Below are 24,939 nucleotides of genomic sequence, written 5' to 3' on the forward strand. Positions count from 1 at the left end.
TGCCAACCAGCGCCCCCGCTTTTGTCGACAGGGTGTCATCCCCGGGCGGGTTCGCGGGTGGGATCCGACACCCCGGCGTGTCGTCGGTCTCCGCGCACCCTCCGACCGCGGAGCGGCGTGGTTATTATGAGCGAGTCGTGGTTACCTTCTCTCTCGTCGCATCGCACAGGACCGTGGACCTGAACACCGTCGCCCGCCTCTCGGCCGGCGTCGGCGCGCTGCCCCCTGCCCTGGTGCAGGGCGGCGGCCTGCAGGGCATGGTCGCCCTGTCCACCTGCAACCGCCTCGAGCTGTACGCCGAGGCCTCCGGCTCCGAGCAGGAGCTGGAGGAGTCCCTGGCCCACATCACCCGCAGCATCGCCGCCACCTCGGGGCTGGACCCGGAGTTCGTGGCCGATTCCTTCCAGCTGCACACCGGCCAGGAGGTCCCCGAGCACCTGTTCACCGTGGTCTCCGGGCTGGAGTCCGCCGTGGTCGGGGAGCGGGAGATCGCCGGGCAGGTCCGCCGCGCCCTGGGTACGGCCCGGGAGCAGCACACCGCCTCCGGCGAGCTGATCCGGCTCTTCGAGGCCGCCGCGCGCACCGCCCGCGCGGTGGGCACACAGACCTCCCTCGGCGAGCGGGGCCGCTCGATCGTCTCGGTGGCCCTGGACCTGGCCGAGGACGTGGCCACCGAGGACTGGGCGGACACCCGCGCGCTGGTCTTCGGCACCGGCGCCTACGCCGGGGCCGCGATGGCGGCCCTGACGGCCCGCGGATGCCGGGAGATCCGGGTCTACTCCGCCTCCGGGCGCGCCGCGGAGTTCACCGCCAAGCGCGGGGGCACGCCCATCACCCGCGAGCAGCTGCCCGAGGCGATGGCCGCGGCGGATCTGGTCGTCGGCTGCAGCGGCGGCTCCGCCCCGCTGTCCGCGGCCGTCATGCCGGAGGGCCCGCGCGTGGTCGTGGACTTGGCGCTGACCCGGGACTTCGACCCATCCGTCGCGGATGTGCCGGGGGTCGAGCTGATCACCCTGGAGTCGGTGCGCCTGGCCGCCCCGGAGGAGACCGTGGAATCCGTGCAGGCGGCCCGCCGGATCGTCGAGGATTCCGTGCGGGAGTTCGCCGAGCAGCGCAGCGAGCGCTCCGTGGACGGCGCGATCGTCGCGCTGCGCCAGCACACCATGGCCGTGCTGGAGCAGGAGATGGCCAAGGTCCGCCACCAGTACGGCTGCGGGGCGCAGGCCGACCAGCTGGAGTTCGCGATGCGCCGGATGATGCGCTCCCTGCTGCACCAGCCCATGGTCAACGCCCGCCGCCTGGCCGCGCAGGGCCGGGCCGGGGAGTTCGTGGCCGCCGTCGAGGCGATGTACGACCTCGAGGTCCCGGCCGCCCCGGCGTCGCAGGACGACGCCGAGGCGTCCTGCCCGGTCACCGGCCGGCTGCCGGAGTCCAAGGCCTCCTGAGGCGGCCCGCCGCTGAACGCACTGGGACAGCGCGCCCCTGACGCGCACAGCGAAATCCCGCGGGACCCCGGCCGGGCAACGGTGCGGGCCTCGGTATCCTGGGCCGGGAGAGCAGTCACGGGCGGTTGCCCTGCGGTGCCAGCCGCCCGCCATCGAGCTACTGGAGGAGACATGGAGATCAAGATCGGCATCAAGGATGTGGCCCGCGAGGTCGTCCTGGAGAGCTCCGAGAACGCCGGGGAGATCTCCCGGCAGGTGGCCGAGGCCATCGAGAACAAGACCCTGCTGAAGCTGACCGACGCCAAGGGCAACGTGACCCTGGTGCCCGGGGAGGCCCTGGGCTACGTGGAGATCGGCGCGGACACCAAGCGCCACATCGGCTTCGGCCCGTTCTCCGAGGCCTGAGCAACCCGCAGCCGAAACCACCCGCACGGGGACCCGCGCACTGACGGTGCGGGTCCCCGTGCGCGCATCCACGCCCCCGCCACCGACGCCGCCCGCCCCTTCCCGAAGGCGAAGGCCCACGCGCGGCGCGCGGTACAGTGGAGGCGATCACGAGACCCTGGGAGACCCCTTTCATCCATGAGCCAGAACACCGCTGAACACCCTAGCCCCGAGGGCTCCGCCGCCGAGGCCGCGCCGAGCACGGACGCGAGCATCGAGCAGGCCCTGACCGACACCACCCCCGCCCCGGAGCCGGAGAAGACCTTCGCGGACTTCGGCGTGCGCCAGGACATCTGCGAGGCCCTCGCCGCCGAGGGCATCACCCACCCCTTCCCCATCCAGTCCCTGACCCTGCCGGTGGCCCTGTCCGGGCAGGACATCATCGGGCAGGCCAAGACCGGCACCGGCAAGACCCTCGGCTTCGGCCTGCCCGTGCTGCAGCGGGTCGTCGGCCGGGACGACGCCGGCTGGGACAAGCTCACCTGCCCCGGCGCCCCGCAGGCCCTGATCGTGGTGCCCACCCGGGAGCTGGCCGTGCAGGTCGGGTCGGACCTGACCGCCGCGGCCCGCACCCGCAACGCCCGCGTGGCCACGATCTACGGCGGGCGGGCCTACGAGCCGCAGATCGAGGAGCTCGAGCGCGGCGTCGAGGTGGTCGTGGGCACCCCCGGGCGCCTGATCGACCTGCACCGGCAGAAGATCCTCAACCTCTCCCAGGTGCACGCCGTCGTGCTGGATGAGGCCGACGAGATGCTGGATCTGGGATTCCTGCCGGATGTGGAGCGGATCCTCTCCGCCGTGCCGGACAAGCGTCAGACCATGCTGTTCTCCGCGACGATGCCGGGCCCGGTGATCGGCATGGCCCGGCGGTACATGTCCCATCCGATGCACATCCGCGCCTCCTCCCCGGATGATGAGGGGGCGACGAAGAAGGACATCACCCAGGTGATCTACCGGGCGCACCCGATGGACAAGGACGAGCTGATCGCCCGCGCCCTGCAGGCCGAGGGCCGGGGCCGCACCATCATCTTCACCCGCACCAAGCGGGCCGCGGACCGGCTGGCCCGGGAGCTGGTGGACCGCGGATTCGCGGCCGGGGCCATCCACGGGGACCTGTCCCAGGGTGCCCGGGAGCAGGCCCTGCGCGCCTTCCGCAACGACAAGGTGGACATCCTGGTGGCCACCGACGTGGCTGCCCGCGGCATCGACGTCACGGACGTGACCCACGTGGTCAACTTCCAGGCCCCGGAGGATGAGAAGACCTACCTGCACCGGATCGGGCGCACCGGCCGGGCCGGCAAGCGGGGCACCGCGATCACCCTGGTGGACTGGGAGGATGTGCCGCGCTGGTCCCTGATCGACAAGGCCCTGGACCTGGGGGTCCCGGAGCCGGTGGAGACCTACTCCTCCTCCCCGCACCTGTACGCGGATCTGGGCATCCCGAAGGGCACCAAGGGGCGCCTGCCGAAGGACAAGCGCACCCACGCCGGGCTCGAGGCGGAGCGCCTGGAGGACCTGGGCGGACCCGAGTCCCGCTCCGGGAAGGGCGGGTCCTCCCGGGGACGCCGCTCCGGCGGTTCCCGGTCCGACGGCGGGCGCTCCCACGGCCCCCGCTCGGGTGGTTCCGGCCGGTCCCGGCGCTCCGAGGATCGCCCCGGCCGTCAGTCGCGCGAGCAGCGCGGCGGCGACAACACGGCGGGCTCGGGCGAGTCCGGCGAGGGCCGCCCGCGGCGTCGTCGTCGGCGCACCGGGGGCTCCGGGTCCGCGCAGGGCGCCTGATCCGATCGCGCGTGCTCCTCGAGGCTGACGGCCCGGACCTGGTGGTCCGGGCCGAGAACATGGATGTGCTGCCGCAGCTGCCGCGCGGCGCCTTCTCGATGATCTACGTGGATCCGCCGTTCAACACGGGGCGGGCGCAGGTGCGGCGCACCCTGACGACGGCCCCGGCCCGAGACGGGCAGGCCGCGGACCGCACGGGGTTCAAGGGACGCGGCTACGCCTCGGTGCTGCAGCGGCTGACCCGCTACGACGACGCCTTCGAGGACTATTGGGGGTTCCTGCTGCCCCGGCTGGAGCAGGCCTGGGAGCTGCTGGCCCCGGACGGCACCCTGTACCTGCACCTGGATTACCGGGAGGTGCACTACGCGAAGGTCATGTGCGACATGGTCTTCGGCCGGGAGTGCTTCCTGAACGAGATCATCTGGGCCTACGACTACGGGGCGAAGGCCCGACGCCGCTGGCCCACCAAGCACGACAACATCCTGGTGTACGTCAAGGACCCGAAGGCGTACCACTTCGACGCCGCGGAGGTGGATCGGGAGCCGTACATGGCCCCGGGGCTGGTGACCCCGGAGAAGGCGCGGCGCGGCAAGATGCCCACCGACGTGTGGTGGCACACCATCGTCTCCCCCACGGGGAAGGAGAAGACGGGGTATCCCACACAGAAGCCGGTAGGGCTGGTGCGCCGCATGGTCGCGGCCTCCTCCCGTCCCGGGGACTGGGTGCTGGACTTCTTCGCCGGCTCCGGCACGCTCGGGGCGGCGGCCGCGTCGCTGGGGCGCCGCTACGTGTGCATCGACAGCAGCGAGGAGGCCGTGCGCGTCATGACCGAGCGCCTGCCCGCCGCGCGGGTCCTCGACCAGCCCGATTCCGCCCGACTCGGCCCGTGACCACGGCTCAGCCTCCTGACGGGTTCAGCGGTTTCCGTCCCGCCATCTCCCGGATGGCCGCCAGCACCTCCGGATCCGTGGTGTTCTCCCCCAGCCGGTTGGGTTTGCCCTCCCCGTGGTAATCGGAGGAGCCGGTGACCAGCAGGTCGTGACGGGCCGCTAAGTCCAGCAGCCAGCGCCGTCCCGCCTCCGGGTTGTCCCGGTGGTGCACCTCCACCCCGGCCAGCCCCTCCTCGACCATCGCCTCGAAGGTCTCCTCCCCCACCACGCGGCCGCGGGCGCTGGCCACCGGGTGGGCGAAGACCGGCACCCCGCCGGCCGCGCGCACCAGCCGCACCGCGCGCACCGCGTCGATGGCCCGGTGCGGCACGTAGTACGGGGAACCGCCGCCTAAGATCGTGGCGAACACGGCCGAGCGGTTCGGGGCGACACCTGCGGCCACCAGGGCGTCGGCGATGTGCGGGCGGCCCACCGTGGCGTCCCGGCCCGCCTGGGCCAGCACGTCATCCCAGGTGATCGGGTAGTCCTCGGCCAGCAGCTCCACCATGAGCCGGGCCCGGACCCGGCGGGCCCGGCGGGTCCGCTCGATCTCCCCCAGCAGCGCCTCATCCCGGGGGTCCTGGAGGTAGCTGAGCAGGTGCACCGAGATCCCGCGCGGATCCTGGCAGGTCACCTCCATGCCCGGAACCAGCTCGATGCCGCAGCGCTCGGCCTGCTCTGTGGCCTCGGCCCAGCCGGCGGTGGAGTCGTGGTCGGTCAGGGCGACGGCGTCCAGGCCGGCGGCCGCCGCGGCGCGCACCAGCTCGGCCGGGCTCTCGGTGCCGTCCGAGACGGTGGAGTGGGTATGCAGATCGATGCGCACAGCCACAGGCTACCGCCGACCCGCCGCTGACCGGCGCGTGCGCCCCGCGTTATCGTGGGCACATGACTTCCCAGAACCAGACCCCCGCAGAGACCCCCCTGCCCGAGGGGGAGAACCAGCCGCTGGGCGAGCGGGTCACCAACCGCTCCCAGCCCCCGCGCTCGGCCGCCTTCAAGGAGTTCATCGGCTCCCAGTGGGCCCCCCGCTCCGAGCAGCTGCCGGCCCGCGCCGAGGTGGCCGAGGCCGCCGCGCGCCGTCGAGCCGCGATCTCGGCGAAATTCCCCGGCGAGCGCCTGGTCATCCCGGCCGGCCCGCTGAAGGTTCGCTCCAACGACGTCGACTACCGCTTCCGCCCGCACTCCGCCTTCGCGCATCTGACCGGGTTGGGCGTGGACCACGAGCCGGACGCGGTGCTGGTCATGGAGCCGCTGGCCGAACCCGCCGCGGACGGCTCCGGGCACGAGGCCACCCTGTACTTCCGGCCCCTGGCCGGGCGGGACACGGACCAGTTCTACTCCGACCCCCGCTACGGGGAGTTCTGGGTCGGCCCCCAGCCCACGCTGGAGGAGATCCACGCGGAGTACGGCATCGCCACAGCGGACCTGTCCGAGCTGGAGGTCGCGGTGACCAAGAACGCCGGGAACCGGGCCCTGGGCGGGGTGCAGGTGCGCCTGGTGCGCGAGGTGGATCTGAACGTGGACGCCCTGGTGGACACCTCCCGGTACAACACGGGGGTGGACCTGGAGCAGGCGGACACCCAGGACGCGGCCCTGACCGAGGCCCTGTCCGAGCTGCGCCTGATCAAGGACGAGGTGGAGGTCGCGAACCTGCGCCGGGCGATCGCCGCGACCGTCACCGGCTTCGAGAACATCATCCGCGCCCTGCCCGCCGCGAAGGCCCACCGGCGCGGGGAGCGGGTCGTGGAGACGGCGTTCTTCTCCGCCGCGCGCACCGAGGGCAACGACGTCGGCTACGAGACCATCGCCGCGTGCGGGAACAACGCGACCGTGCTGCACTGGATCCGCAACGACGGCACGGTGCGCGACGGCGAGCTGATGCTCGTGGACGCCGGCGTCGAGGATGACACCCTGTACACCGCGGACATCACCCGCACCTTCCCCGTGGACGGCACCTACACCCCGGTGCAGAAGCGCATCTACGACGCCGTGCTCACGGCCTCGGAGGCGGCCTTCGCCGCCGCGAAGCCCGGCAACCGCTTCCGGGACGTGCACGCCGCGGCCATGCGCTCCCTGGCCGAGTCTCTGGATTCCTGGGGGCTGCTGCCGGTCTCCGTGGAGGAGGCCGTCTCCGATGAGGGCGGGCAGCACCGCCGCTGGATGCCGCACGGCACCAGCCACCACCTGGGTCTGGATGTGCACGACTGCGCGCAGGCGAAGCGGGAGCTGTACATCGACGGGATCATCGAGGAGGGCATGGTCTTCACCATCGAGCCCGGCCTGTACTTCAAGGAGGATGACCTCGCGGTGCCCGAGGAGTACCGGGGCATCGGGGTGCGCCTGGAGGATGACGTGCTGATCACCGCGGACGGGGCGCAGAACCTCACCGCGGCCCTGCCGCGCACCACCGAGGAGATCGAGGCCTGGATGGCCGAGCTGGCCGGCTAGTCGCCCTCTGCGCTCCCGAGGGCGGTGAGATGAGGGTTCCGTGTTGAGATGCGAGGATCCGGCATCTCAGCGGGGCCTAGCGGTGGTCCTCGTCGCGGATGCCGTAGCGGGGACGCCCGTCGGGCAGGTCCTGGTAGTCCGCGGCCTGGGTGCGCCGGGGGTTCTGCCCGCCGGTCTGCCCCGCCTGCTCCTGGCCGGTCTGGTGCTCCTGGCCGGGCTGGGAGCTCGACGCCGCGGCGTCGGCTTCAGGGGTCCCCGGCTGGGCGGCCGGTCCGGCCTGTCCGGGTCCGGCCTGCGGCGCCTGCCCCCCGGACGGCTGTCCCCCGGACGGCTGTCCCCCACCGGAGCGGGGATCGCCCTGCGGGCCGGGGGCCCCGTATCCGCCCTGGCCGTAGCCCGGTCCCTGCTGGGGAGCACCCGGGCCGTACCCGCCGGGGGCACCCGTCTGCTGGCCCGGGGCCGGGCGGAAGGGGCTGGGCGCGGCGCCGCCGCCGAGCAGACGCCGGGCCTCCTGCGCCTCCTGCGGGGAGCAGACCAGCTCGTAGCTGCCGGCCACGATCTGCCCGACCGCCGTGTAGTTGCGGGCCCCGCCGTTGCGGGAGTAGCTGATCACCGCCAGGATCATCCAGAAGAAGATGCCCAGCGGCACCGCGGTGGTGAACGCGACGGCGGGGCTGTCCTGGGCGAAGGCGATCATCAGGAAGGCCATGACCACCCCGAAGAACGCCCCCTGCAGGGCCCCGGAGAGGGCGACCTTGGCATAGGAGAGGGTGCCCACCACGTGCTCCACCTGGCGCAGGTCGGTGCCCACGATGCTCAGATGCTGCACCGGGAACTCCCGTTCGGCCAGCAGATCCACCGCCGCCTGAGCGTCCTCGTGCCGCGAGTACCGCCCCACCGGCACGGTGGAGGACAGCTGCAGCGAGCGCTGGTCGGCGAGCCTGTTCTTCCCGGAAGTAGCCATGTCCACCATTGTCCACAACCCCGCCCCCGCGCGCGGGAGGGCCCGCGGATGATCGCCACCGGTGAACCGCGCGCGGACCTGCGAGGGCCCGGGATCCCGCCCCGGGCGCCGGGTAGGCTGGATGGGTGAGCAACCAACCGAGCAGAATCTTCATCGCCAGACTCCTGGGCCTGGACGTCTTCGACCCGCTCGGCGACCGGCTGGGGCGCCTGCGCGACGTCGTCGTCCTGAACCGGGACAATCTGCCCAAGCACCCCCGCCCCCTGGTCGTGGGCATCGTCGTGGAGGTACTGGGCAAGAAGCGCGTCTTCGTGCCGATGACGCGGGTGACCAGCATCGACTCCACCCAGCTGATCGTCACCGGCCTGGTGAACCTGCGCCGCTTCGAGCAGCGCGGCGCCGAGGAGCTGGTGATCGGGCAGATCTTCGACCGTCGGGTGGAGTTCGTGGACGGCTCCGGGACCGCGACCATCGAGGACTGCGCGATGGAGCAGTCCAAGAACGGGGACTGGTCCATCTCGGAGCTGTTCGTGCGCCGGGTGGGCGCCGGAGGCGGGCTGATGCGCCGCAACCGCAACCAGGCCCTGGTGGTGGACTGGGACGAGGTCACCTCCGGGCGCAGCGCGGACCCGCAGGGGGCCGAGCACTTCCTGGCCACCCACGAGGACTCCCAGCCGGCGGACCTGGCCGACGCCCTGCAGGATCTCAACGAGAAGCGGATGCTGGAGGTCGCCGAGGAGCTGCAGGATGAGCTGCTGGCGGACGTGCTGCAGGAGCTGCCGGAGGATGACCAGGTGCAGATCCTGTCCAACCTGGACCTGCAGCGCGCCGCGGAGATCCTCGAGGAGATGGAGCCGGACGATGCCGCGGACCTGCTCGGGCTGTTCACCGACGCCCAACGGGAGACCCTGCTGGAGCGGATGGAGCCGGATGAGGCCGACGACGTCCGGCGTCTGCTGGAGTACGAGGAGGGCACCGCGGGCTCGCTGATGACCCCCGTGCCGATCATCCTGCCGCCGGAGGCCACCGTGGCCGAGGCGCTGGCGCAGATCCGGCAGGAGGAGATCAGCCCGGCGGTGGCCGCAGCGGTGCTGGTGTGCCGCCCGCCGCTGGAGACCCCCACGGGCCGGTACATCGGGATGGTGCACATGCAGCAGCTGCTGCGCTTCCCGCCGCCGGAGCCGGTGGGCAACATCATCGACCGCAGCATCGAGCCGGTCCGGGACATGGCCTCCCTGGAGGAGGTCTCCCGGGTGCTGGCCACCTACGATCTGACGATCATCCCGGTGGTCAACGGCCACGACCGGCTGGTCGGGGCCATCACCATCGACGACGTCCTGGACGCGCTGCTGCCGGATGACTGGCGGACCAACGACGACGGCACCCCGGTGCGGAAGGCAGGTCGGAAGTTTGAGTGAGGCATCGAAGTCCCGGCGCGCCCGCGAGGTGCGCCCGGCCGGTCTGGATACGCCCCTGGAGTCCAAGCCGCGCTGGTACCGCCGCTACCGGCCCAACCCGGAGGCCTTCGGCGTGGTCTCCGAGGGGATCGCCCGGTGGATGGGCACCCCGCAGTTCCTGGTGTGGATGACGGTGTTCGTGGCCGTGTGGCTGGGCTGGAACACGTTCATGCCGGAGAACCTGCAGTTCGATCCCCGGGCCCTGAACTACACCCTGCTGACCCTGATGCTGTCCCTGCAGGCCTCCTACGCCGCTCCCCTGCTGCTGCTGGCCGACAACCGCCAGGCGGACCGGGACCGGGTCCAGGCCGAGCAGGACCGGCAGCGGGCCGAGCAGAACCTGGCCGACACCGAGTACCTCACCCGGGAGATCGCCTCGCTGCGGATCGTGCTACGGGAGGTCGCGACCCGAGACTTCGTGCGCTCGGAGCTGCGGGATCTGCTGGAGGAGCTGACCGAGGACGAGGACGACGCCGAGGAGTCCGGCGGCGAGCGGCCCGGGCGGCGCAAGCGGGTCAAGTCCAATCCGGAGACCAAGACCTCGATCCTGGATCTGGCCCAGGCCGATGAGACGGGGCCCGGCACCTCGCTCGGGGCCGCGGGCGAGCCCGGGAGGTCCCGCGGGGCCGGCTCGTGAGCCCCGCGGTCGAGGATCTCGACGCCGCCCTGGGCCATGCCCTGGCCCGGGTGATCGACCCCGAGCTGCGTCGGCCCATCACGGAGCTGGGCATGGTGGACTCCGCCGTCGTGCGGGAGGGCCGCGCGGAGGTCTCCGTGCTGCTGACCGTGCAGGGCTGCCCCCTGCGCGGCACCATCGAGCAGGACGTGCGGGAGGCGGCCCTGACGGTCGCGGGGATCGACGACGTCGCGGTGAGCGTGGGCTACATGAGCCCCGAGCAGCGGCAGCGGCTGCGCGAGCGCCTGGGCCACACCCGGACCAATCCCTTCGCCCAGCCGGATTCCCTGACCCAGGTCTACGCGGTGGCCTCCGGCAAGGGCGGGGTCGGCAAGTCCACGGTCACGGTCAATCTGGCCGCGGCCCTGGCCTCCCAGGGCCGCTCCGTGGGCATCGTGGACGCGGATGTGCACGGCTTCTCCGTGCCGGGGCTGCTGGGGATCACCCAGGCCCCGACCAAGCTGGAGGACATGATCCTGCCGCCCGTGGTGGAGGTGCCCCACCGGACCCGGGAGGATCCCAGCGCGGGATCCGTGCGGGTGATCTCCATCGGGATGTTCGTGGACGGCAACCGGCCCATCGCCTGGCGCGGCCCGATGCTGCACCGGGCGCTGGAGCAGTTCCTCACGGACGTGCACTTCGGGGACCTGGACGTGCTGCTGCTGGATCTGCCCCCGGGCACCGGGGACATCGCGATCTCGATGGCGCAGCTGCTGCCCACCGCGCGCCTGCTGCTGGTCTCCACCCCGCAGCAGGCGGCCGTGGAGGTGGCCGAGCGGGCCGGGACGCTGTCCCTGCAGACCGGCCAGGAGGTGATCGGCGTCGTGGAGAACATGGCGGCCATGCTCCTGCCGGACGGGTCCACGATGGAGCTGTTCGGGGCCGGCGGCGGGCAGCGGCTGGCGGGGCGGCTCACCGAGGATCTCGGCTACGACGTCCCGCTGCTGGGCTCGGTGCCCCTGGATCTGGCCCTGCGCGAGGGCGGGGACGCAGGCACCCCGGTGGTGTGGTCGGCTCCCGAGTCCCCGGCCGGCTGCGCGCTGCGGCGGATCGGACAGGCCCTGGGCTCCCGGGGCCGGGATCTGCCCGGGCGGTCCCTGCCGCTGAATCTCTGACGCGGTGGGCGTCTGCGAAGCGGTGGACCGGAGGGCCGCCGTCGCGCTGATCGGGTGAGGCGGGCTCAGGTGGCCTCGGTGTCGAAGGGGGCCAGCTCCCCCGGCGCCAGGCGCACCAGGTTCTCCTGCGGCGGCCGGTTGGCCCAGGCCCGCTCGCGGCGCTGCTCTTCCTCGTCCTCGCGCAGCGCGTCGCGCACGATGCGGCGCGGATCATACTGGCGGGGGTCGTAGGCTCGCCAGTTGAAGCCCTCCAGGTCCGGCCCCAAGGTCTCCTTGACCCCGTCCTTCGCCTCCATCGCGGTGCGCCGCAGGGACTTCACGAGATCCCGCAGCTGCGCCGCGTACTCGGGCATGCGCTCGGGCCCGATGACGAAGAAGACGATGACCGCGAGCACGAGGAACTCGCCGCCGTTGATACCAAACACAGTTGGCAGAGTATCAGTCGAGACCCGCGCGATCCCCGCCCGCGGCGGGTGATGCTCCCGACGTCGGGGCCGGGGCGGCGGGGAGCGCGCGACGGATCAGTCGGTGATGGGCTCCAGGCACTCCTTGAGCGTCTGGGCCTCCTCCTTGGTGATCTCCAGGACCATGCGCCCGCCGCCTTCCAGCGGGATGCGCATGATGAGGGATCGCCCCTCCTTGACCACCTGCATGGGGCCTTCGCCGGTCCGGGGCTTCATCGCGGCCATCGTCGCTCCTTCACAGATCTCTGGACGGTTCCTGATGGACGGTCCCCCGAATGGTCCGGGCCGCACACCTTCTCCCATGATAGCCCGGTCACGTCCGGATGCGTCAGCCCGGGAGACGATCACGGCGGGAAGTCCCCGCCGCTGGGCAGCTTCTTCCAGTGCCACAGCCACCCGACCCACAGCAGCTGGCCCAGCCCCGCCCCCACCAGCAGCAGCACGCGGTAGGCGCGGGACCGGGAGACCTCCACCAGAGGTGCGGCCAACGGGAAGGCCGGCAGCAGCAGCCGGAAGGTCGAGGACTGCGGGAAGAGGAACACCAGCAGATAGACCGCGTAGCAGCCCAGCCACATCCGCACCGCGCCGGGCAGGCTCCCCCGCACGGCCCGGGAGCCCAGCAGGGCCCAAGCGCCCAGCAGCAGCAGGGCCAGCGCGAGCCACCCGGCGTCACCGAAGAAGACCCGGGCCTGCTGGAACCACGGCTGCACGGGCAGCAGGTGCTCCCCGCGCCAGGCGGTCTCCGTGGCGGTGTAGGCGTCGGGCCGCCCGGTCACGGCCCAGGCGATGCCGGGCCAGATCAGGGCGCAGGCGCAGGCGAACAGGGCCAGGGCCAGCTCGGCGCGGGTGCGTCGAAGCGCCAGCAGCGTCGCCCGCCCCGCCGAGGCGGAGGCGGCCCCGGACTCGGACCGCACCTGACGCACGGTGCGCAGCCAGCCCACCAGCCACCACAGGCCCAGGGCGGCACCCAGGGGCACCCCGACGGGCCGGGACAGGCAGGTGGGCACCAGGAGCACCGCGCAGATCCCCCACCGCCGGGCCGTCAGAGCCCAGAGCACCGCGACCAGGAACATCAGGTTCATGGACTCCGCGTACGGCACCTGCAGGATCGGGGCGATGGGGTTGAGCAGGACCAGGGCCGTGGCCAGGGCCGGGCCGGCGTCGATCGTGCGGGCCGGCGAGGTGAGCCCGGCGGAGCGTCCGTCGCGGCGGCAGGCCCGGAAGAAGCCGTAGAGCAACACCGCGGTGACCGCCCCGCAGGCCAGGGAGATCGCCGCGCCCGCCGGCACGAAACCCAGGCCGGTGATCCGCATCAGGGCGCGGGTGGCCAGCGGGAACAGCGGGTAGAAGGCCCACGGGTTCTGCCGCACGTGCCCGTCGAGATCGGTGGGCAGCTGCTGCGGGTAGCCGGTCGCGGCGATCTGCCGGTACCAGTCCGCATCCCAGATTCCGATGAACCTGCCGTAGTCCATCGGCCCGTCCACCCAGGGGTTGGTCCCCTGCTGGCGGGCGACGAGGCTGAAGACGATCCAGCCCCAGACCCGGGTCAGCAGGTAGATGCCCAGGAGCACGACCCACACGGGCAGGCGCCCGAGCGTCGGGGCGACGGTGCGCGCGAGGCGGCGGCTGAGCCGGCCGGCGGGCCCGGCGCCCGGTGCGGGCCCGGGGCCCGGCGCGGCGGTCGCGGCGTCGGACTGGGTCACCGCTCGAGGGGGCCGCGGGCCGGGCCGGGGGTGTCCAGGCCGTCCTCGGACAGGCGCTCGGCGGCGCTGATGCGATCGGTGCCCAGCACAGCACAGGAGATGATGACCACGGCCATGACGATCAGCGTCAGGCCCACGAGCACGTAGTTCATGCTCCTCATCCTCCCATCCCGTCGGGGACCGCGACGCCGTCGCGTAACGTGCGTGACATCACCTGTTCCTATAATCTGATTCACATCATGTCCGCACCACCGAACGGGGTCCCATGCCCAGCACCGCTCCGCTGACCGAGACCGCCCTGATCTCCCAGGCCGGCGCCGAAGTGCGCCTGTCCGGGGTGCAGAAGCACTTCGGGGACCTGCACGTGCTCAAGGACATCGAGCTGACCGTCGCCCCCGGCGAGGTCGTCGTGCTCATCGGCCCCTCCGGCTCGGGCAAGTCCACGCTGTGCCGCACGATCAACCGCCTGGAGACCATCGACGGCGGGGAGATCACCGTGGACGGCCAACCGCTGCCGGCCGAGGGCCATCAGCTGGCCCGGCTGCGCTCCGACGTCGGCATGGTCTTCCAGACTTTCAACCTCTTCGCCCACAAATCTGTGCTGGACAACGTGACCCTGGGACCCATCAAGGTCCGCGGCAAGTCCCGCAAGGAGGCCGAAGCCACGGCCCGAGCGCTGCTGGAGAAGGTCGGAGTGGCCGATCAGGCCCACAAGCTGCCCGCGCAGCTGTCCGGCGGTCAGCAGCAGCGCGTGGCCATCGCCCGCGCGCTGGCGATGAAGCCGCGGGTCATGCTCTTCGACGAGCCCACCTCCGCCCTGGACCCGGAGATGATCACCGAGGTCCTGGAGACCATGGAGTCCCTGGCCCGGGAGGGCATGACGATGATCGTGGTCACCCACGAGATGGGCTTCGCCCGCAAGGCCGCGGACCGGGTGGTCTTCCTGGCCGACGGGCGCATCCTCGAGCAGAACACCCCCGAGGAGTTCTTCACCCACCCGCAGACCGAGCGGGCCCGGGACTTCCTCGGCAAGATCCTCAACCACTGACGCCCTCGCAGCACCGCACCCGAAGGAGCACACCATGACCCGCCGCACCCTCCTCCGCCGCCTGAGCACCGCCGCCGCCCTCGGCGCCGTCGCGTCCCTCGCCCTGACCGGGTGCGGGGACTCCGGCTCCGACGGCGACACCGTGCGCATCGGCATCAAGTTCGACCAGCCCGGCCTGGGCTACCAGGACGGCGACACCTACACGGGCTTCGACGTCGACGTCGCGAAGTACGTCGCCAAGGAGCTCGGCTACGACGAGGACCAGATCGAATGGGTCGAGGCGCCCTCGGCCAACCGGGAGAACATGCTGGCCAACGACCAGGTGGACATGATCTTCGCGACCTACTCCATCACCGACACCCGCAAGAAGACCGTGGACTTCGCGGGCCCCTACTTCGTGGCCGGCCAGGACCTGCTCGTGAAGGCGGACAACACCTCCATCACGGGCCCGGATGACCTCAACGGCAAGAACCTCTGCTCCGTCAAGGGCTCCACCTCCGCCCAGAAGATCAAGGACTCCTACGCCCAGGGCACCAACCTGGTGGAGCAGTCCGGCTACGCCGACTGCCTCGGGGCCCTGGAGGCCGGGACGGTAGATGCCGTGACCACGGACGACATCATCCTGGCGGGTCTGGCCTCCACGGACGCCAACAAGGGCAAGTTCAAGGTGGTCGGCAACACCTTCACGGAGGAGAAGTACGGCGTCGGGCTGCCCAAGGGCTCGGACAAGTGCCAGAAGATCAACGAGGCCATCACCAAGATGGAGGACGACGGCACCTGGAAGAAGGACCTGGACGAGGCCACCAAGGGCGCGAACTTCCACTACAACGAGAAGCTCAACCCGCCCAAGCCGGATTCCTCCTGCGCCTAGGGGCCCGCCCGCCGTGGATCAGTTCCTCTCCCTCTTCCGCCAGTACGACGTCCTCGGGGCGTTCTGGGCGAACCTGCAGCTGACCTTCTGGGGCGCGATCGGCGCCTTCATCCTGGGGACGCTGCTGGCCCTGATGCGCATCTCTCCGGTGCCCTCCCTGCGCTGGCTCGGCACCGGCTACGTGCACCTGCTGCGCAACACGCCGCTGACCATCCTCATGGCCGTGGCCGTGCTGGGCTTCTGGACCCAGCTGAAGATCACCCTCTCGGATGACTTCAATCGGAACTTCTTCGCCTGGGCCGTGGTCATGCTGGTGGTCTACCACGCGGCGTTCGTGTGCGAGGCGATCCGCTCCGGGGTCAACACGGTGCCCCTGGGGCAGGCGGAAGCGGCCCGCGCCATCGGCCTGGGGTTCCTGCCGGCTGCGCGGATCGTGATCCTGCCGCAGGCGCTGCGCGGGGCCATCACCCCGCTGGGCAACACGCTGATCGCGCTGACCAAGAACACCACGGTGGCCTCGGTGGCCTCGGTCGCGGAGGCCTCCGGGCTGATGAAGACCATGATCGAATTCGACTCCGACGTGATCCTGGCGATCTTCTTCACCTTCGCCATGGGCTTCGTGATGATCGTGATCCCGATGGGCCTGATCACCACGTGGGCGTCCCGGAAGTGGGCGGTGAGACGATGAGCGCGCAGCGCAGCGTCCTGTTCGACGCGCAGGGGCCCCGGGCCCAGCGGATCACCCTGGGGTTCAACGTGCTGGGTCTGGTCCTGGTCGCCGGCATCTGCTGGTGGATCCTGGCCGGGCTCGCCGCCAAGGGTCAGCTCGACGCCGAGCACTGGGACTTCCTGTTCACCTCCCGGGCCTGGCGCAACTTCTTCCTGCCCGGCCTGGAATCCACGCTGAAGGCCGCGGGCCTGGCGATCGTCACCTCGGTGGTCTTCGGCCTGGTCTTCGGCATGGGCCGGCTCTCCGGGCTGGCCCCGGTGCGGTGGGTGTGCACCGTGATCGTCGAGTTCTTCCGCGCCGTGCCGGTGCTGCTGATGATGATCTTCTTCTATCTGTGGCTGGGCGGGCTGGGGGTGGTCAGCCCCCGGCAGCTGCCGCTGTACGCGGTGGTGCTGGGCCTGACCCTGTACAACGGCTCGGTGATCGCGGAGCTGGTGCGCTCCGGGGTGCAGCAGCTGCCGCGCGGGCAGGGCGAGGCCGGTCTGGCCCTGGGTCTTTCCCGGGCGCAGGTGATGCGGATCGTGCAGCTGCCGCAGGCGCTGGTGGCGATGCTGCCGTCCCTGCTCAGCCAGTTCGTGGTGATCCTCAAGGACACCGCGCTGGGCTACATCATCACCTACCCCGAGCTGCTGGCCGCGGCCCGGCGGCTGGGCTCGGCGCACTCGATGCTGCAGGCCCTGCTGATGGCGGCGGCGCTGTTCATCGTCATCAACGTCCTGCTCACGGCCCTGGCCGGGTGGGTCTCCCGGTGGCTGAGCAGCCGCACCTCCGGGCGCACCCGCCCGGATGCGACCGCCGCGGTGGACCCGGTCTGACCCGCCCGCCCAGGTTCGAGCCCGGTCCGATCCGCGCCGCGGTGTTCCCCGCGGCGCCGTCCGGGTCAGTCAGTCAGTGAGCCAGCCATGCAGGGCCGAGAAGCAGTCCCGCACCGCCTGGGCGCTGACGTGCTCGTCGTCGGTGTGGGCCAGCAGGGCGTCCCCGGGACCGAAGTTCACGGCGGGGATCCCCGCGGCGGAGAAGCGGGCGACGTCGGTCCACCCGTACTTGGGCTTCGGCTCCCGGCCCACCGCGGCGACCAGCTCCCGGGCCAGCGGGGCATCCAGCCCGGGCCGGGCCGCGGCGGAGAGGTCCGCGAACTCCAGGGCGTACCCGGCGAACAGCTCCCGCACGTGCTCCTGAGCCTGCTCCAGGGTCTTGTCCGGGGCGAAGCGGTAGTTGACGTGCATCCGGGCGGCATCCGGGATGACGTTGCCGGCCACCCCGCCCTCGATCTGCACGGCGTTGAGACCCTCGCGGTAGTCCAGGTCCTCCACGGTCACGGTGGCCGGGCGGTACTCCTCCAGGATCCGCAGGGCCGGGCCCAGCCGGTGGATCGCGTTCACGCCCTTCCAGGCGCGCCCGGAGTGGGCGGCCACGCCCTCGGTGCTCAGCCAGAACCGCAGGGTCCCGTTGCACCCGCCCTCGATGGTCCCGTCGGTGGGCTCCAGCAGCACCGCGAAGTCCGCGTCATCCACCAGCCCGGGCTCCTCCCGCAGCAGCCGGCCCAGGCCGGAGGCCTCCGCGGCCACCTCCTCGTGGTCGTAGAACACGTAGGTGACGTCCCGGCGCGGCGCGGTCAGGGCGGCAGCCAGGGCCAGCTGCACCGCGACCCCGCCCTTCATGTCCGTGGCCCCGCGCCCGTACAGGATCCGCTGCCCGTCGGCCTGCTCCCACCGGGAGGGCACGGTGCCGCGGGCCCCGGGGGTCGTGGGCAGCGGGACGGTGTCCAGGTGCCCGGCCAGCACCACCCGCTCGGCCCGGCCCAGCTCGGTGCGGGCCACGATCGCATCATCGTTGCGATGCACCCGCAGGTGGCCCAGCGGCGTGAGGGCCGCGTGGACCGCGTCGGCGATCGACGTCTCCTGCCCGGAGACGGAGGGGATGTCCAGCAGGGCGCGGGTCAGTTCGGCGACGTCGCCGGTCAGGTCCAGGGCGGGGGGTGCGCAGGGGGAATCGTGCATGGTTCCACCCTAGGCGGCACAGCCGGCGGACAGGGGCGGCTGACGGGACTGACATGCCCGCATCCGTAGACTGGTGCCCATGACTGAGACCACCCCTGAGAACACCTCCGCCGAGCGCCGGGTCGCCGCCCTGGGTCTGGCCACGACGGTCGCCGCGGGCGAGCGCGCCGGCACCGTCCTGGACGTCTGGTACCCTTCCCCCCGCCTGGGCGGGAACCCCGAGGAGTCCGTGCGCGCGGGCCTGGAGGAGGCCGCGGCCGATGACCCGGCCCGCAACGTGATCCAGCGGGTCGTGGAGACGGTCGCGGATCTGGACGCCGCCCCGGCCGACGCCGCCGACGCCTGGCTGCGCCTGCACGCCCTGTCCCACCGACTGGTCCGCCCCAACGGGCTGAACCTGGACGGGATCTTCGGGCACCTGGCCAACGTGGCCTGGACCAGCGCCGGACCGGTGCTGGCCGCCGAGCTGGAGGGTCTGCGCCTGGGCCTGCGCGCCCGCGGGCCCCTGACCGTGTACGCCGTGGACAAGTTCCCCCGTATGGTGGACTACGTCGTGCCCTCCGGGGTGCGCATCGGGGACGCGGATCGGGTGCGCCTAGGCGCGCACCTGGCCGAGGGCTCCACCGTGATGCACGAGGGCTTCGTGAACTTCAACGCCGGGACCCTGGGGGCCGCGATGGTCGAGGGCCGGATCAGCCAGGGCGTGGTCATCGGGGACCACACCGACGTCGGCGGCGGCGCCTCGATCATGGGCACCCTCTCCGGCGGCGGGACCCAGCGGATCACCCTGGGCGAGCGGGTGCTGCTGGGCGCCAACGCGGGGGTCGGGATCTCCCTGGGCGATGACTGCGTGGTGGAGGCCGGACTGTACGTGACCGCCGGGACCCGGGTCACGGTGCGCACCGAGGCCGGGGCCGACGTCGTCAAGGCGGTGGACCTCTCCGGCACCCCGGGGCTGCTGTTCCGCCGCAACTCCCAGACCGGCACCGTGGAGGCCATCGCCCGCTCCGGCGGTCAGGTGGAGCTGAACACCGCGCTGCACCAGAACTGAGCGGCGCCGCCCGCGCCGCACCACCATCAGAAAGGGACCCCTCAGATGAAGATCATGGTCACCGGCGGAGCCGGGTACATCGGCTCCCACACCGTCCTGGCCCTCCTGGAGGCCGGGCACGACGTCGCCGTGCTGGACAACCTGGCCAACTCCTCCCGCGTCTCCCTGGACCGGGTCTCGGAGCTGGCCGGGGGACGGCGGATCGCCTTCCACGAGACCGACATCCTGGATGCCCGCGCGACCACCGAGGTCTTCCAGCGCGAGCGCCCGGACGCCGTCATCCACTTCGCCGGTCTCAAGGCCGTCGGCGAGTCGGCCGAGAAGCCGCTGTGGTACTACCGCACCAACGTCACCGGCACCCTGAACCTGCTGGCCGCGATGGAGGCCAGCGGCTGCCGGTCCCTGGTCTTCTCCTCCTCCGCGACCGTCTACGGGGCGCCTGAGGAGATGCCGCTGACGGAGAAGCTGCCGCTGGACGCCCAGTCCTGCTACGGGCGGACCAAGGAGCACGTGGAGGACATGCTCGTGGATCTGGCGGCCGCAGACTCGTCCTGGAACATCGCCCTGCTGCGCTACTTCAACCCGGTGGGCGCGCACCCGTCGGGTCGCATCGGCGAGGACCCCACCGGGGTGCCGAACAACCTGCTGCCCTTCATCGCGCAGGTCGCGGTGGGCCGGCGGGAGAAGCTCAAGGTCTTCGGCGATGACTACCCCACCCCGGACGGCACCGGCGTGCGGGACTACATCCACGTGATGGACCTGGCCGACGGCCACGTCAAGGCGCTGGCCGCGATCGCCGAGCGGGGCGGGCTGCACACCTGGAACCTGGGCACCGGCAACGGCTACTCGGTGCTGGAGGTGCGCCGGGCCTTCGAGGAGGCCTCCGGACGGGAGATCCCCTACGAGATCGTGGACCGGCGTCCGGGCGACGTCGCCGTGTCCTACGCGGATCCTTCGGCGGCCCTGGCCGATCTGGGCTGGTCCGCCGAGCGGGACCTGGCGCAGATGTGCGCGGACCACTGGAACTGGCAGAGGACCAACCCGGAGGGCTACCCCGCCGCCTGAGCAGGGGGCGGGGCCGCGATCCGGCGGCCCCGCCCCCCCATCTCCGCCTCCCGTCTCCGGGCAGACGACGACGCCGCGGCCCGCTCCCCTCTCGTTGAGAGAGGGGAGTGGGCCGCGGCGTCGTCGTGCGGGCGGGGCGGAGGAACCGGGCTACTTGGCCGGGTACTCGCGGTGGGTGGGCCCGGTGTAGACCTGGCGCGGGCGGCCGATCTTGGTGGCCGGATCCTCGACCATCTCCCGCCACTGCGCGATCCAGCCGGGCAGGCGCCCGATCGCGAACAGCACGGTGAACATCTGCTCCGGGAAGCCCATCGCCTTGTAGATCAGGCCGGTGTAGAAATCCACGTTGGGGTAGAGCTTGCGCTCGACGAAGTAGTCATCGGCCAGCGCCTTCTCCTCCAGGCGCATCGCGATGTCCAGCAGCTCGTCGTCCCCGCCGATCTTGTGCAGGATCTTGTCCGCGGTGGACTTCACGATCCGGGCCCGGGGGTCGTAGTTCTTGTAGACGCGGTGCCCGAAGCCCATCAGGCGCACCCCGTCCTCCTTGTTCTTGACCTTCTCCATGTAGTCCTCGGGCTTGATGCCCTCGGACTGGATGCGGCGCAGCATGTTCAGCACGGCCTCGTTGGCCCCGCCGTGCTTGGGCCCGTACAGGGCGTTGATGCCGGCGGAGACGGAGGCGAACATGTTGGCGTCCGCGGAGCCGACCAGACGCACCGTGGAGGTGGAGCAGTTCTGCTCGTGGTCGGCGTGCAGGATGAACAGCTGGTCCAGGGCCTTGGCGATCTCCGGGTCGATCTCGTAGTCCTCGGCCGGCACCCCGAAGCACATCCGCAGGAAGTTCTCCGCGTAGTTCAGGTCGTTCTGCGGGTAGAGCATCGGCTCCCCGCGCTGCTTCTTGAACGCGTAGGCGGCCAGGGTCGGGACCTTGGAGAGCAGGCGGATGGTGGAGACCTCCACCTCGTGCTCGTCGTGGATGTCCAGGGAGTCCGGGTAGAAGGTGGACAGCGCGGAGACCGCGGAGGCCAGCACCGGCATGGGGTGGGCGGTGCGGGGGAAGCCGGAGAAGAAGATCTTCAGGTCCTCGTGGACCATGGTGTGGCGGCGGACGAGGGTGTCGAAGTCCTCGAGCTGCTCGGCGGTGGGCAGCTCCCCGTAGATCAGCAGGTAGGCGACCTCCACGAAGCTGGACTTCTCGGCGAGGTCCTCGATGGAGTAGCCGCGGTAGCGCAGGATGCCCTCATCGCCGTCGATGTAGGTGATCGCGGACTGGGTGTTGGCGGTGTTCATGAACCCGGGGTCGTAGGTCACGTGTCCCCCGGTGGCGCTGCGCAGCTTCGCGATGTCGAAGGCGGAGTTGCCTTCGGAGGGCTCCACCGCGGGGAACTCGACGCTGGAGTCCCCGATGGTGAGCGTGGCGTTGTCGGACATGATTCCTCCCGTGTGGTGGCGTGGCGTCCTCGCGCGCGTCATCGGCCCGGAATCCACCGGGGACGACGTCGATGCGGCGGCGGGCCCGCGCCGTCCTCGGCGTCGTACCCATCCCGGCACCCGCCCGCAGGCGTGCGCGAGGACACACTTCAACTCTCCCCCAGCCTACTCGGTCCGAGGTTCGGCTCACGAATCGGGGAGGGGCCCGCCACAGGCGCGGCCGACGTCGCGTCGGCGCCATCGGCGGCGCCTGCGGAGCGTCGGCGGGTCGAGGTCGGGTCTGGGCGCCTCAGCCGCGCAGGCGACGGGCCGCGGCGGCCACCCGCTCATCCGTGGCCGTCAGGGCGATGCGCACGTAGCCGCTCCCGGCCTCGCCGTAGAAGGTCCCGGAGCCGGGCACGATGCCCAGATCCGCCAGGCGCCCGATGGTCTCCCAGGTGTCCTCCCCCGCGGTGCACCACAGGTACAGCCCGGCCGCGGAGTCCTCCACGCGCAGCCCGAAGGCCTCCACCGCGGGCTTGAGCAGCTCGCGGCGGGCCCGGTAGCGGTCCTTCTGCTCGGCCACGTGCGCGTCATCGGTCAGCGCGGCGATCATGGCCGCCTGGATCGGGGCGGGCACGATCATCCCGGCGTGCTTGCGGGTGTTGATCAGGTTGGCCACCAGCTCCCGGTCCCCGGCGACGAAGGCCGCCCGGTATCCGGCGAGATTCGACTGCTTGGACAGGGAGTAGACGGACAGCAGCCCGGTATGGTCCCCGTCGGTGACCTGCGGGTCAAGCACCGAGGGCACGCGGGCCCCGCCCCGGGCCTCGTCCCAGGCCCCCCAGCCCAGCTCCGCGTAGCACTCGTCCGAGGCGACGACGGCGCCGATCCGCCGGGCCTGCTCGACGATGCGGCGCAGGGAGGCGGCGTCGCGCACCGCACCGGTGGGGTTGCCCGGGGAGTTGACCCACACCAGGCGCACACGGTCCCGCACCTGCGGATCCAGCTCCTCGAGGTCCTCCGCGGCCACGGCGCGCGCCCCGGCCAGGCGGGCCCCGATGTCGTAGGTCGGGTAGGCGACGCGGGGCCGCACGACGACGTCCTCGGGACCCAGGCCCAGCAGGGTTGGCAGCCAGGCCACCAGCTCCTTGGACCCCACGGTGGGCATCACCGCGGCCGGGTCCAGGCAGGTCACCCCGCGGCGTCGGGCGTACCAGGCGGCCACGGCCTCGCGCAGGGCCTGCGTACCCTGGGTCGTGGGGTAGCCGGGGGCGTCCGCGGCGGCGGCCAGGGCCTCACGCACCAGCTGCGGTGTGGGATCCACCGGGGTGCCGATGGAGAGGTCCACCGTGCCGTCCGGGTGTTGCGCGGCGCGCTCCCGGTACGGGGCCATCTGGTTCCAGGGGTAGTCCGGCAGCTGCAGTCCGAGGCTCATGGGTGCGGCTACTCCTCGCCCTGCGGGGGCAGGGACTGGATGAACGGGTGGTCCGCCTCGATCTTGCCCATGCGCGCGGCCCCGCCCGGGGAGCCGATCTCATCGAAGAACTCGGCGTTGGCGGTGAGGTACTCCTCCCACTCCTCGGGCAGGTCATCCTCGTAGTAGATGGCCTCCACGGGGCACACGGGCTCGCAGGCGCCGCAGTCCACGCACTCGTCGGGGTGGATGTAGAGGGTGCGCTCCCCCTCGTAGATGCAGTCGACCGGGCACTCCTCCACGCAGGCCCGGTCCTTGACGTCGACACACGGCTGGGCGATCACATACGTCATGGGGACCCTTTCACTGTGCCCGCCGGGGTGATGCCTCCGACGGCGCGGCGGCGGCGCGCGATTTCCGCCTCAGGGGCGGAAAAGGCCCCGCCTTCTTCCTGGCTGATCAGTCTAGCCCGGCCAGTCTGGCACACCCAGGGCCGGGCCGGGGACTGTCGGCGGGATCACTGCGGCCGATGACGCCCGGTGACGGCAGGCGTCAGCGTCGTCAGCGCCGTCGGCGGCGCCCTCGCCCGGAGCGCCCGATGCCGCGCAGCACGGTGCGGTCCGCGACCACCACGCCCACGGCGGTGGCCAGCACCGTGCCCAGGGTCCAGATGATCCCGGCCACCCCGATCGGGGCCTCCAGGGTCGGGATGACCAGCCGAGAGTCGGAGCGGGCGAGGGTGAAGAAGCCGACGACGGCGAAGGCCGCGAGCCCGGGCACCAGGGTCATCCCCCGGCGTCGGGTGTATCCGGCGGTCCACACGGTCCCGGTGAACACGCCGAGCACGGCGAGGATCGCGCCCCACGGCAGATACCAGCCGTCGAAGTAGGCCACCGAGGCGTGCAGCATCGTGCCGAGGAAGCCCAGCAGCAGCCCCACCACGACCGCGGTGATCGCGGAGGAGATCGGACCCGCGGGCTCCTGCTCGGGATCCGCGGCGTCGGGACTGAGGGCATCCTCGCCACGGTCGCTGGTGCTGAGCGCGCCGGCGGGTCGGGCATCCGCCCGGGCGGCCAGCAGCCGGTAGGTCTCCACCGGGCTGATCGGCTGCACGACGTCGTTGGAGTAGCGGAAGGTGTGCCCGGGGTCCACCCGGATCTGGGTGGCGTGGGCGGCCATGGCCCGCTCCTTGGCGGGCAGGTCCCCGTGGATCACGGCCTGGCGGCGGGTGTCTCCCGCGTCGGCCTCGCCCTCCTCGCCCCAGACCAGGCGCGGCAGGGCGCCGTCGGGCAGCAGGGGCAGGGCCGCCATCACGGCCTCGTGGGTGCGCCGGTGGTCCGGGTGCCCGTAGCCGCCGTCGGCGTCGTAGGTCACCACGACCTCCGGGCGCAGCCGACGGATCTCGGCGGCCACCGCCTCGGCGGCCTGGGACAGCTCCGCGCGCATCAGGCAGTCGGGGGCCGCGTTCGGATCCGGGGCGGCGGTGCCGTCGGCGGCCCAGGACATCCCGGAGTCGCGGAAGGCCCCGCCCTTCGGGCGCTCAGCGAAGCGGTGCCCGGTGACCCCCAGGGCGTTCAGGGCGGCACTCAGCTCGGTCTCGCGCAGGGCCCCGAGGGCGTCCCCGGGATCCTGCGGGTCCCGGGTGCGCACATCCAGCTCGGCGTGCTCGGGGCCGATGACCTCGCCCATCTCCCCGCGGGACATGGTCAGCAGGTGCACGGCCGCGCCCTCCCGGGCCAGCCGGGCCATGGTGGCCCCGGTCGAGGAGGATTCGTCATCCGGGTGGGCGTGGACGAACAGCACCGTGGCCGCCGACGCCGCGAGGCCCTCCGGCAGGAGGGTCGTCACGGCGTCGGCGTCCCGGTGGGCGCCCTGCTGCGGATAGCGCGGGCGGGCGGCGTCGGCCTCGGTCATCGGCGTGGC

Annotated in this window: 25 protein-coding genes; 14 read left to right on the forward strand and 11 right to left on the reverse strand. The window is 72.0% G+C overall.

Translation table 11 applies throughout. The features are described 5' to 3' along the window. The first annotated feature begins 137 nt into the window (after positions 1-137). From I6G21_RS00555 to I6G21_RS00570, 4 genes are all read left to right on the forward strand, one after another. Complete coding sequence (locus I6G21_RS00555; protein ID WP_129357414.1) at positions 138-1,445, forward strand: glutamyl-tRNA reductase; 1,308 nt, start codon at positions 138-140, stop codon at positions 1,443-1,445. 171 nt (positions 1,446-1,616) lie between these two features. Continuing rightward, a complete protein-coding gene (locus I6G21_RS00560; RefSeq protein WP_055684453.1) occupies positions 1,617-1,850 on the forward strand; it encodes a DUF3107 domain-containing protein in 234 nt (77 codons plus the stop codon). Between the two features lie 177 nt (positions 1,851-2,027). Then, a complete protein-coding gene (locus I6G21_RS00565; RefSeq protein WP_129357413.1) occupies positions 2,028-3,668 on the forward strand; it encodes a DEAD/DEAH box helicase in 1,641 nt (546 codons plus the stop codon). A 59-nt stretch (positions 3,669-3,727) separates the two neighbouring features. Next, positions 3,728-4,558 carry a DNA-methyltransferase gene (locus tag I6G21_RS00570; protein WP_055684639.1) on the forward strand — a complete coding sequence of 277 codons (831 nt, stop codon included), beginning with the start codon at positions 3,728-3,730 and terminating at the stop codon, positions 4,556-4,558. A gap of 7 nt (positions 4,559-4,565) precedes the next feature. Here I6G21_RS00570 and I6G21_RS00575 read toward each other — a convergent pair whose 3' ends face one another. Further along, positions 4,566-5,420 carry a PHP domain-containing protein gene (locus tag I6G21_RS00575; protein ID WP_055684455.1) on the reverse strand — a complete coding sequence of 285 codons (855 nt, stop codon included), beginning with the start codon at positions 5,418-5,420 and terminating at the stop codon, positions 4,566-4,568. Positions 5,421-5,482: 62 nt separating this feature from the next. Between I6G21_RS00575 and I6G21_RS00580 the strand changes: the two genes are divergently transcribed. Continuing rightward, a complete protein-coding gene (locus I6G21_RS00580) occupies positions 5,483-7,045 on the forward strand; it encodes an aminopeptidase P family protein (RefSeq protein ID WP_081046287.1) in 1,563 nt (520 codons plus the stop codon). Between the two features lie 76 nt (positions 7,046-7,121). On the opposite strand, the gene I6G21_RS00585 is transcribed toward I6G21_RS00580, so the two are convergent. After that, on the reverse strand, positions 7,122-8,009 hold the full coding sequence (locus I6G21_RS00585; protein ID WP_129357412.1) for a general stress protein: 888 nt from the start codon (positions 8,007-8,009) through the stop codon (positions 7,122-7,124). Positions 8,010-8,134: 125 nt separating this feature from the next. Between I6G21_RS00585 and I6G21_RS00590 the strand changes: the two genes are divergently transcribed. From I6G21_RS00590 to I6G21_RS00600, 3 genes are read left to right on the forward strand one after another with little or no spacing between them, the layout of a single operon-like run. Beyond that, positions 8,135-9,427 (forward strand): magnesium transporter MgtE N-terminal domain-containing protein, encoded by a 1,293-nt coding sequence (locus I6G21_RS00590; protein ID WP_055684457.1) that lies wholly within the window; start codon positions 8,135-8,137, stop codon positions 9,425-9,427. Continuing rightward, positions 9,420-10,103, forward strand: coding sequence for a DUF1003 domain-containing protein (locus I6G21_RS00595; protein ID WP_224799738.1), 684 nt, complete (start codon positions 9,420-9,422; stop codon positions 10,101-10,103). The genes I6G21_RS00590 and I6G21_RS00595 overlap by 8 nt, the downstream gene beginning before the upstream one ends. Beyond that, complete coding sequence (locus I6G21_RS00600; protein WP_061225063.1) at positions 10,100-11,257, forward strand: Mrp/NBP35 family ATP-binding protein; 1,158 nt, start codon at positions 10,100-10,102, stop codon at positions 11,255-11,257. Before I6G21_RS00595 ends, I6G21_RS00600 begins: the two co-directional genes overlap by 4 nt. Positions 11,258-11,322: 65 nt before the next feature. Here the strand turns inward: I6G21_RS00600 and I6G21_RS00605 are convergent, their stop codons facing one another. From I6G21_RS00605 to I6G21_RS00620, 4 genes are all read right to left on the reverse strand, one after another. After that, a complete protein-coding gene (locus I6G21_RS00605; protein WP_055684459.1) occupies positions 11,323-11,682 on the reverse strand; it encodes a Sec-independent protein translocase family protein in 360 nt (119 codons plus the stop codon). Between the two features lie 96 nt (positions 11,683-11,778). Then, entirely contained in the window at positions 11,779-11,946 is a 168-nt protein-coding gene (locus I6G21_RS00610) for a DUF3117 domain-containing protein (protein WP_064724935.1), read from the reverse strand. 119 nt (positions 11,947-12,065) lie between these two features. Next, positions 12,066-13,424: a hypothetical protein gene (locus I6G21_RS00615; RefSeq protein ID WP_061225064.1), complete on the reverse strand. Its 1,359-nt coding sequence runs from the start codon at positions 13,422-13,424 to the stop codon at positions 12,066-12,068. Continuing rightward, the gene (locus I6G21_RS00620) at positions 13,421-13,585 is read right to left on the reverse strand and encodes a hypothetical protein (RefSeq protein WP_165590111.1); all 165 of its coding nucleotides are present in this window, start codon (positions 13,583-13,585) and stop codon (positions 13,421-13,423) included. The genes I6G21_RS00615 and I6G21_RS00620 overlap by 4 nt, the downstream gene beginning before the upstream one ends. 104 nt (positions 13,586-13,689) lie before the next feature. On the opposite strand from I6G21_RS00620, the gene I6G21_RS00625 reads away from it, so the two are divergent. The 4 genes from I6G21_RS00625 to I6G21_RS00640 are packed head-to-tail and all read left to right on the forward strand — an operon-like array spanning position 13,690 to position 16,888. After that, complete coding sequence (locus tag I6G21_RS00625; RefSeq protein WP_061225065.1) at positions 13,690-14,472, forward strand: amino acid ABC transporter ATP-binding protein; 783 nt, start codon at positions 13,690-13,692, stop codon at positions 14,470-14,472. Positions 14,473-14,506: 34 nt separating this feature from the next. Continuing rightward, positions 14,507-15,343, forward strand: a complete 837-nt coding sequence (locus tag I6G21_RS00630; RefSeq protein ID WP_061225066.1) for a glutamate ABC transporter substrate-binding protein — start codon at positions 14,507-14,509, stop codon at positions 15,341-15,343. Between the two features lie 13 nt (positions 15,344-15,356). Beyond that, complete coding sequence (locus I6G21_RS00635) at positions 15,357-16,031, forward strand: amino acid ABC transporter permease (protein ID WP_055684463.1); 675 nt, start codon at positions 15,357-15,359, stop codon at positions 16,029-16,031. Further along, complete coding sequence (locus tag I6G21_RS00640) at positions 16,028-16,888, forward strand: amino acid ABC transporter permease (protein WP_055684464.1); 861 nt, start codon at positions 16,028-16,030, stop codon at positions 16,886-16,888. The genes I6G21_RS00635 and I6G21_RS00640 overlap by 4 nt, the downstream gene beginning before the upstream one ends. A gap of 69 nt (positions 16,889-16,957) precedes the next feature. On the opposite strand, the gene dapE is transcribed toward I6G21_RS00640, so the two are convergent. Further along, a complete protein-coding gene (gene dapE, locus I6G21_RS00645; protein ID WP_061225067.1) occupies positions 16,958-18,073 on the reverse strand; it encodes a succinyl-diaminopimelate desuccinylase in 1,116 nt (371 codons plus the stop codon). 79 nt (positions 18,074-18,152) lie between these two features. On the opposite strand from dapE, the gene dapD reads away from it, so the two are divergent. Both dapD and galE read left to right on the forward strand, forming a co-directional pair. Continuing rightward, a complete protein-coding gene (dapD, locus tag I6G21_RS00650; RefSeq protein ID WP_061225068.1) occupies positions 18,153-19,124 on the forward strand; it encodes a 2,3,4,5-tetrahydropyridine-2,6-dicarboxylate N-succinyltransferase in 972 nt (323 codons plus the stop codon). A gap of 45 nt (positions 19,125-19,169) precedes the next feature. Further along, positions 19,170-20,189, forward strand: a complete 1,020-nt coding sequence (gene galE / locus I6G21_RS00655) for a UDP-glucose 4-epimerase GalE (protein ID WP_061225069.1) — start codon at positions 19,170-19,172, stop codon at positions 20,187-20,189. A 150-nt stretch (positions 20,190-20,339) separates the two neighbouring features. On the opposite strand, the gene I6G21_RS00660 is transcribed toward galE, so the two are convergent. From I6G21_RS00660 to I6G21_RS00675, 4 genes are all read right to left on the reverse strand, one after another. Then, complete coding sequence (locus I6G21_RS00660) at positions 20,340-21,620, reverse strand: citrate synthase (protein WP_058731120.1); 1,281 nt, start codon at positions 21,618-21,620, stop codon at positions 20,340-20,342. 289 nt (positions 21,621-21,909) lie between these two features. Then, positions 21,910-23,037 carry a succinyldiaminopimelate transaminase gene (gene dapC / locus I6G21_RS00665; RefSeq protein WP_055684469.1) on the reverse strand — a complete coding sequence of 376 codons (1,128 nt, stop codon included), beginning with the start codon at positions 23,035-23,037 and terminating at the stop codon, positions 21,910-21,912. Between the two features lie 8 nt (positions 23,038-23,045). Beyond that, positions 23,046-23,369 (reverse strand): ferredoxin, encoded by a 324-nt coding sequence (gene fdxA / locus I6G21_RS00670; protein ID WP_055684470.1) that lies wholly within the window; start codon positions 23,367-23,369, stop codon positions 23,046-23,048. A 208-nt stretch (positions 23,370-23,577) separates the two neighbouring features. Then, positions 23,578-24,930: a PIG-L family deacetylase gene (locus I6G21_RS00675; protein ID WP_055684471.1), complete on the reverse strand. Its 1,353-nt coding sequence runs from the start codon at positions 24,928-24,930 to the stop codon at positions 23,578-23,580. Between the last annotated feature and the right edge of the window lie 9 nt (positions 24,931-24,939).

The sequence above is a fragment of the Rothia kristinae genome, from assembly GCF_016028855.1.
GTDB classification, from domain to species: Bacteria; Actinomycetota; Actinomycetes; order Actinomycetales; family Micrococcaceae; genus Rothia; species Rothia kristinae.

Excerpts from the sequence above, each read along its gene's own strand:
- I6G21_RS00560 (WP_055684453.1), top strand. The coding sequence starts at position 1,617 with ATGGAGATCAAGATCGGCATCAAGGATGTGGCCCGCGAGGTCGTCCTG.
- I6G21_RS00565 (WP_129357413.1), top strand. The coding sequence starts at position 2,028 with ATGAGCCAGAACACCGCTGAACACCCTAGCCCCGAGGGCTCCGCCGCC.
- I6G21_RS00570 (WP_055684639.1), top strand. The coding sequence starts at position 3,728 with ATGGATGTGCTGCCGCAGCTGCCGCGCGGCGCCTTCTCGATGATCTAC.
- I6G21_RS00580 (WP_081046287.1), top strand. The coding sequence starts at position 5,483 with ATGACTTCCCAGAACCAGACCCCCGCAGAGACCCCCCTGCCCGAGGGG.
- I6G21_RS00585 (WP_129357412.1), bottom strand. The coding sequence starts at position 8,009 with ATGGCTACTTCCGGGAAGAACAGGCTCGCCGACCAGCGCTCGCTGCAG.
- I6G21_RS00610 (WP_064724935.1), bottom strand. The coding sequence starts at position 11,946 with ATGGCCGCGATGAAGCCCCGGACCGGCGAAGGCCCCATGCAGGTGGTC.
- I6G21_RS00620 (WP_165590111.1), bottom strand. The coding sequence starts at position 13,585 with ATGAGGAGCATGAACTACGTGCTCGTGGGCCTGACGCTGATCGTCATG.
- I6G21_RS00625 (WP_061225065.1), top strand. The coding sequence starts at position 13,690 with ATGCCCAGCACCGCTCCGCTGACCGAGACCGCCCTGATCTCCCAGGCC.
- I6G21_RS00630 (WP_061225066.1), top strand. The coding sequence starts at position 14,507 with ATGACCCGCCGCACCCTCCTCCGCCGCCTGAGCACCGCCGCCGCCCTC.
- I6G21_RS00640 (WP_055684464.1), top strand. The coding sequence starts at position 16,028 with ATGAGCGCGCAGCGCAGCGTCCTGTTCGACGCGCAGGGGCCCCGGGCC.
- dapE (WP_061225067.1), bottom strand. The coding sequence starts at position 18,073 with ATGCACGATTCCCCCTGCGCACCCCCCGCCCTGGACCTGACCGGCGAC.
- dapD (WP_061225068.1), top strand. The coding sequence starts at position 18,153 with ATGACTGAGACCACCCCTGAGAACACCTCCGCCGAGCGCCGGGTCGCC.
- galE (WP_061225069.1), top strand. The coding sequence starts at position 19,170 with ATGAAGATCATGGTCACCGGCGGAGCCGGGTACATCGGCTCCCACACC.
- I6G21_RS00660 (WP_058731120.1), bottom strand. The coding sequence starts at position 21,620 with ATGTCCGACAACGCCACGCTCACCATCGGGGACTCCAGCGTCGAGTTC.
- dapC (WP_055684469.1), bottom strand. The coding sequence starts at position 23,037 with ATGAGCCTCGGACTGCAGCTGCCGGACTACCCCTGGAACCAGATGGCC.
- fdxA (WP_055684470.1), bottom strand. The coding sequence starts at position 23,369 with ATGACGTATGTGATCGCCCAGCCGTGTGTCGACGTCAAGGACCGGGCC.
- I6G21_RS00675 (WP_055684471.1), bottom strand. The coding sequence starts at position 24,930 with ATGACCGAGGCCGACGCCGCCCGCCCGCGCTATCCGCAGCAGGGCGCC.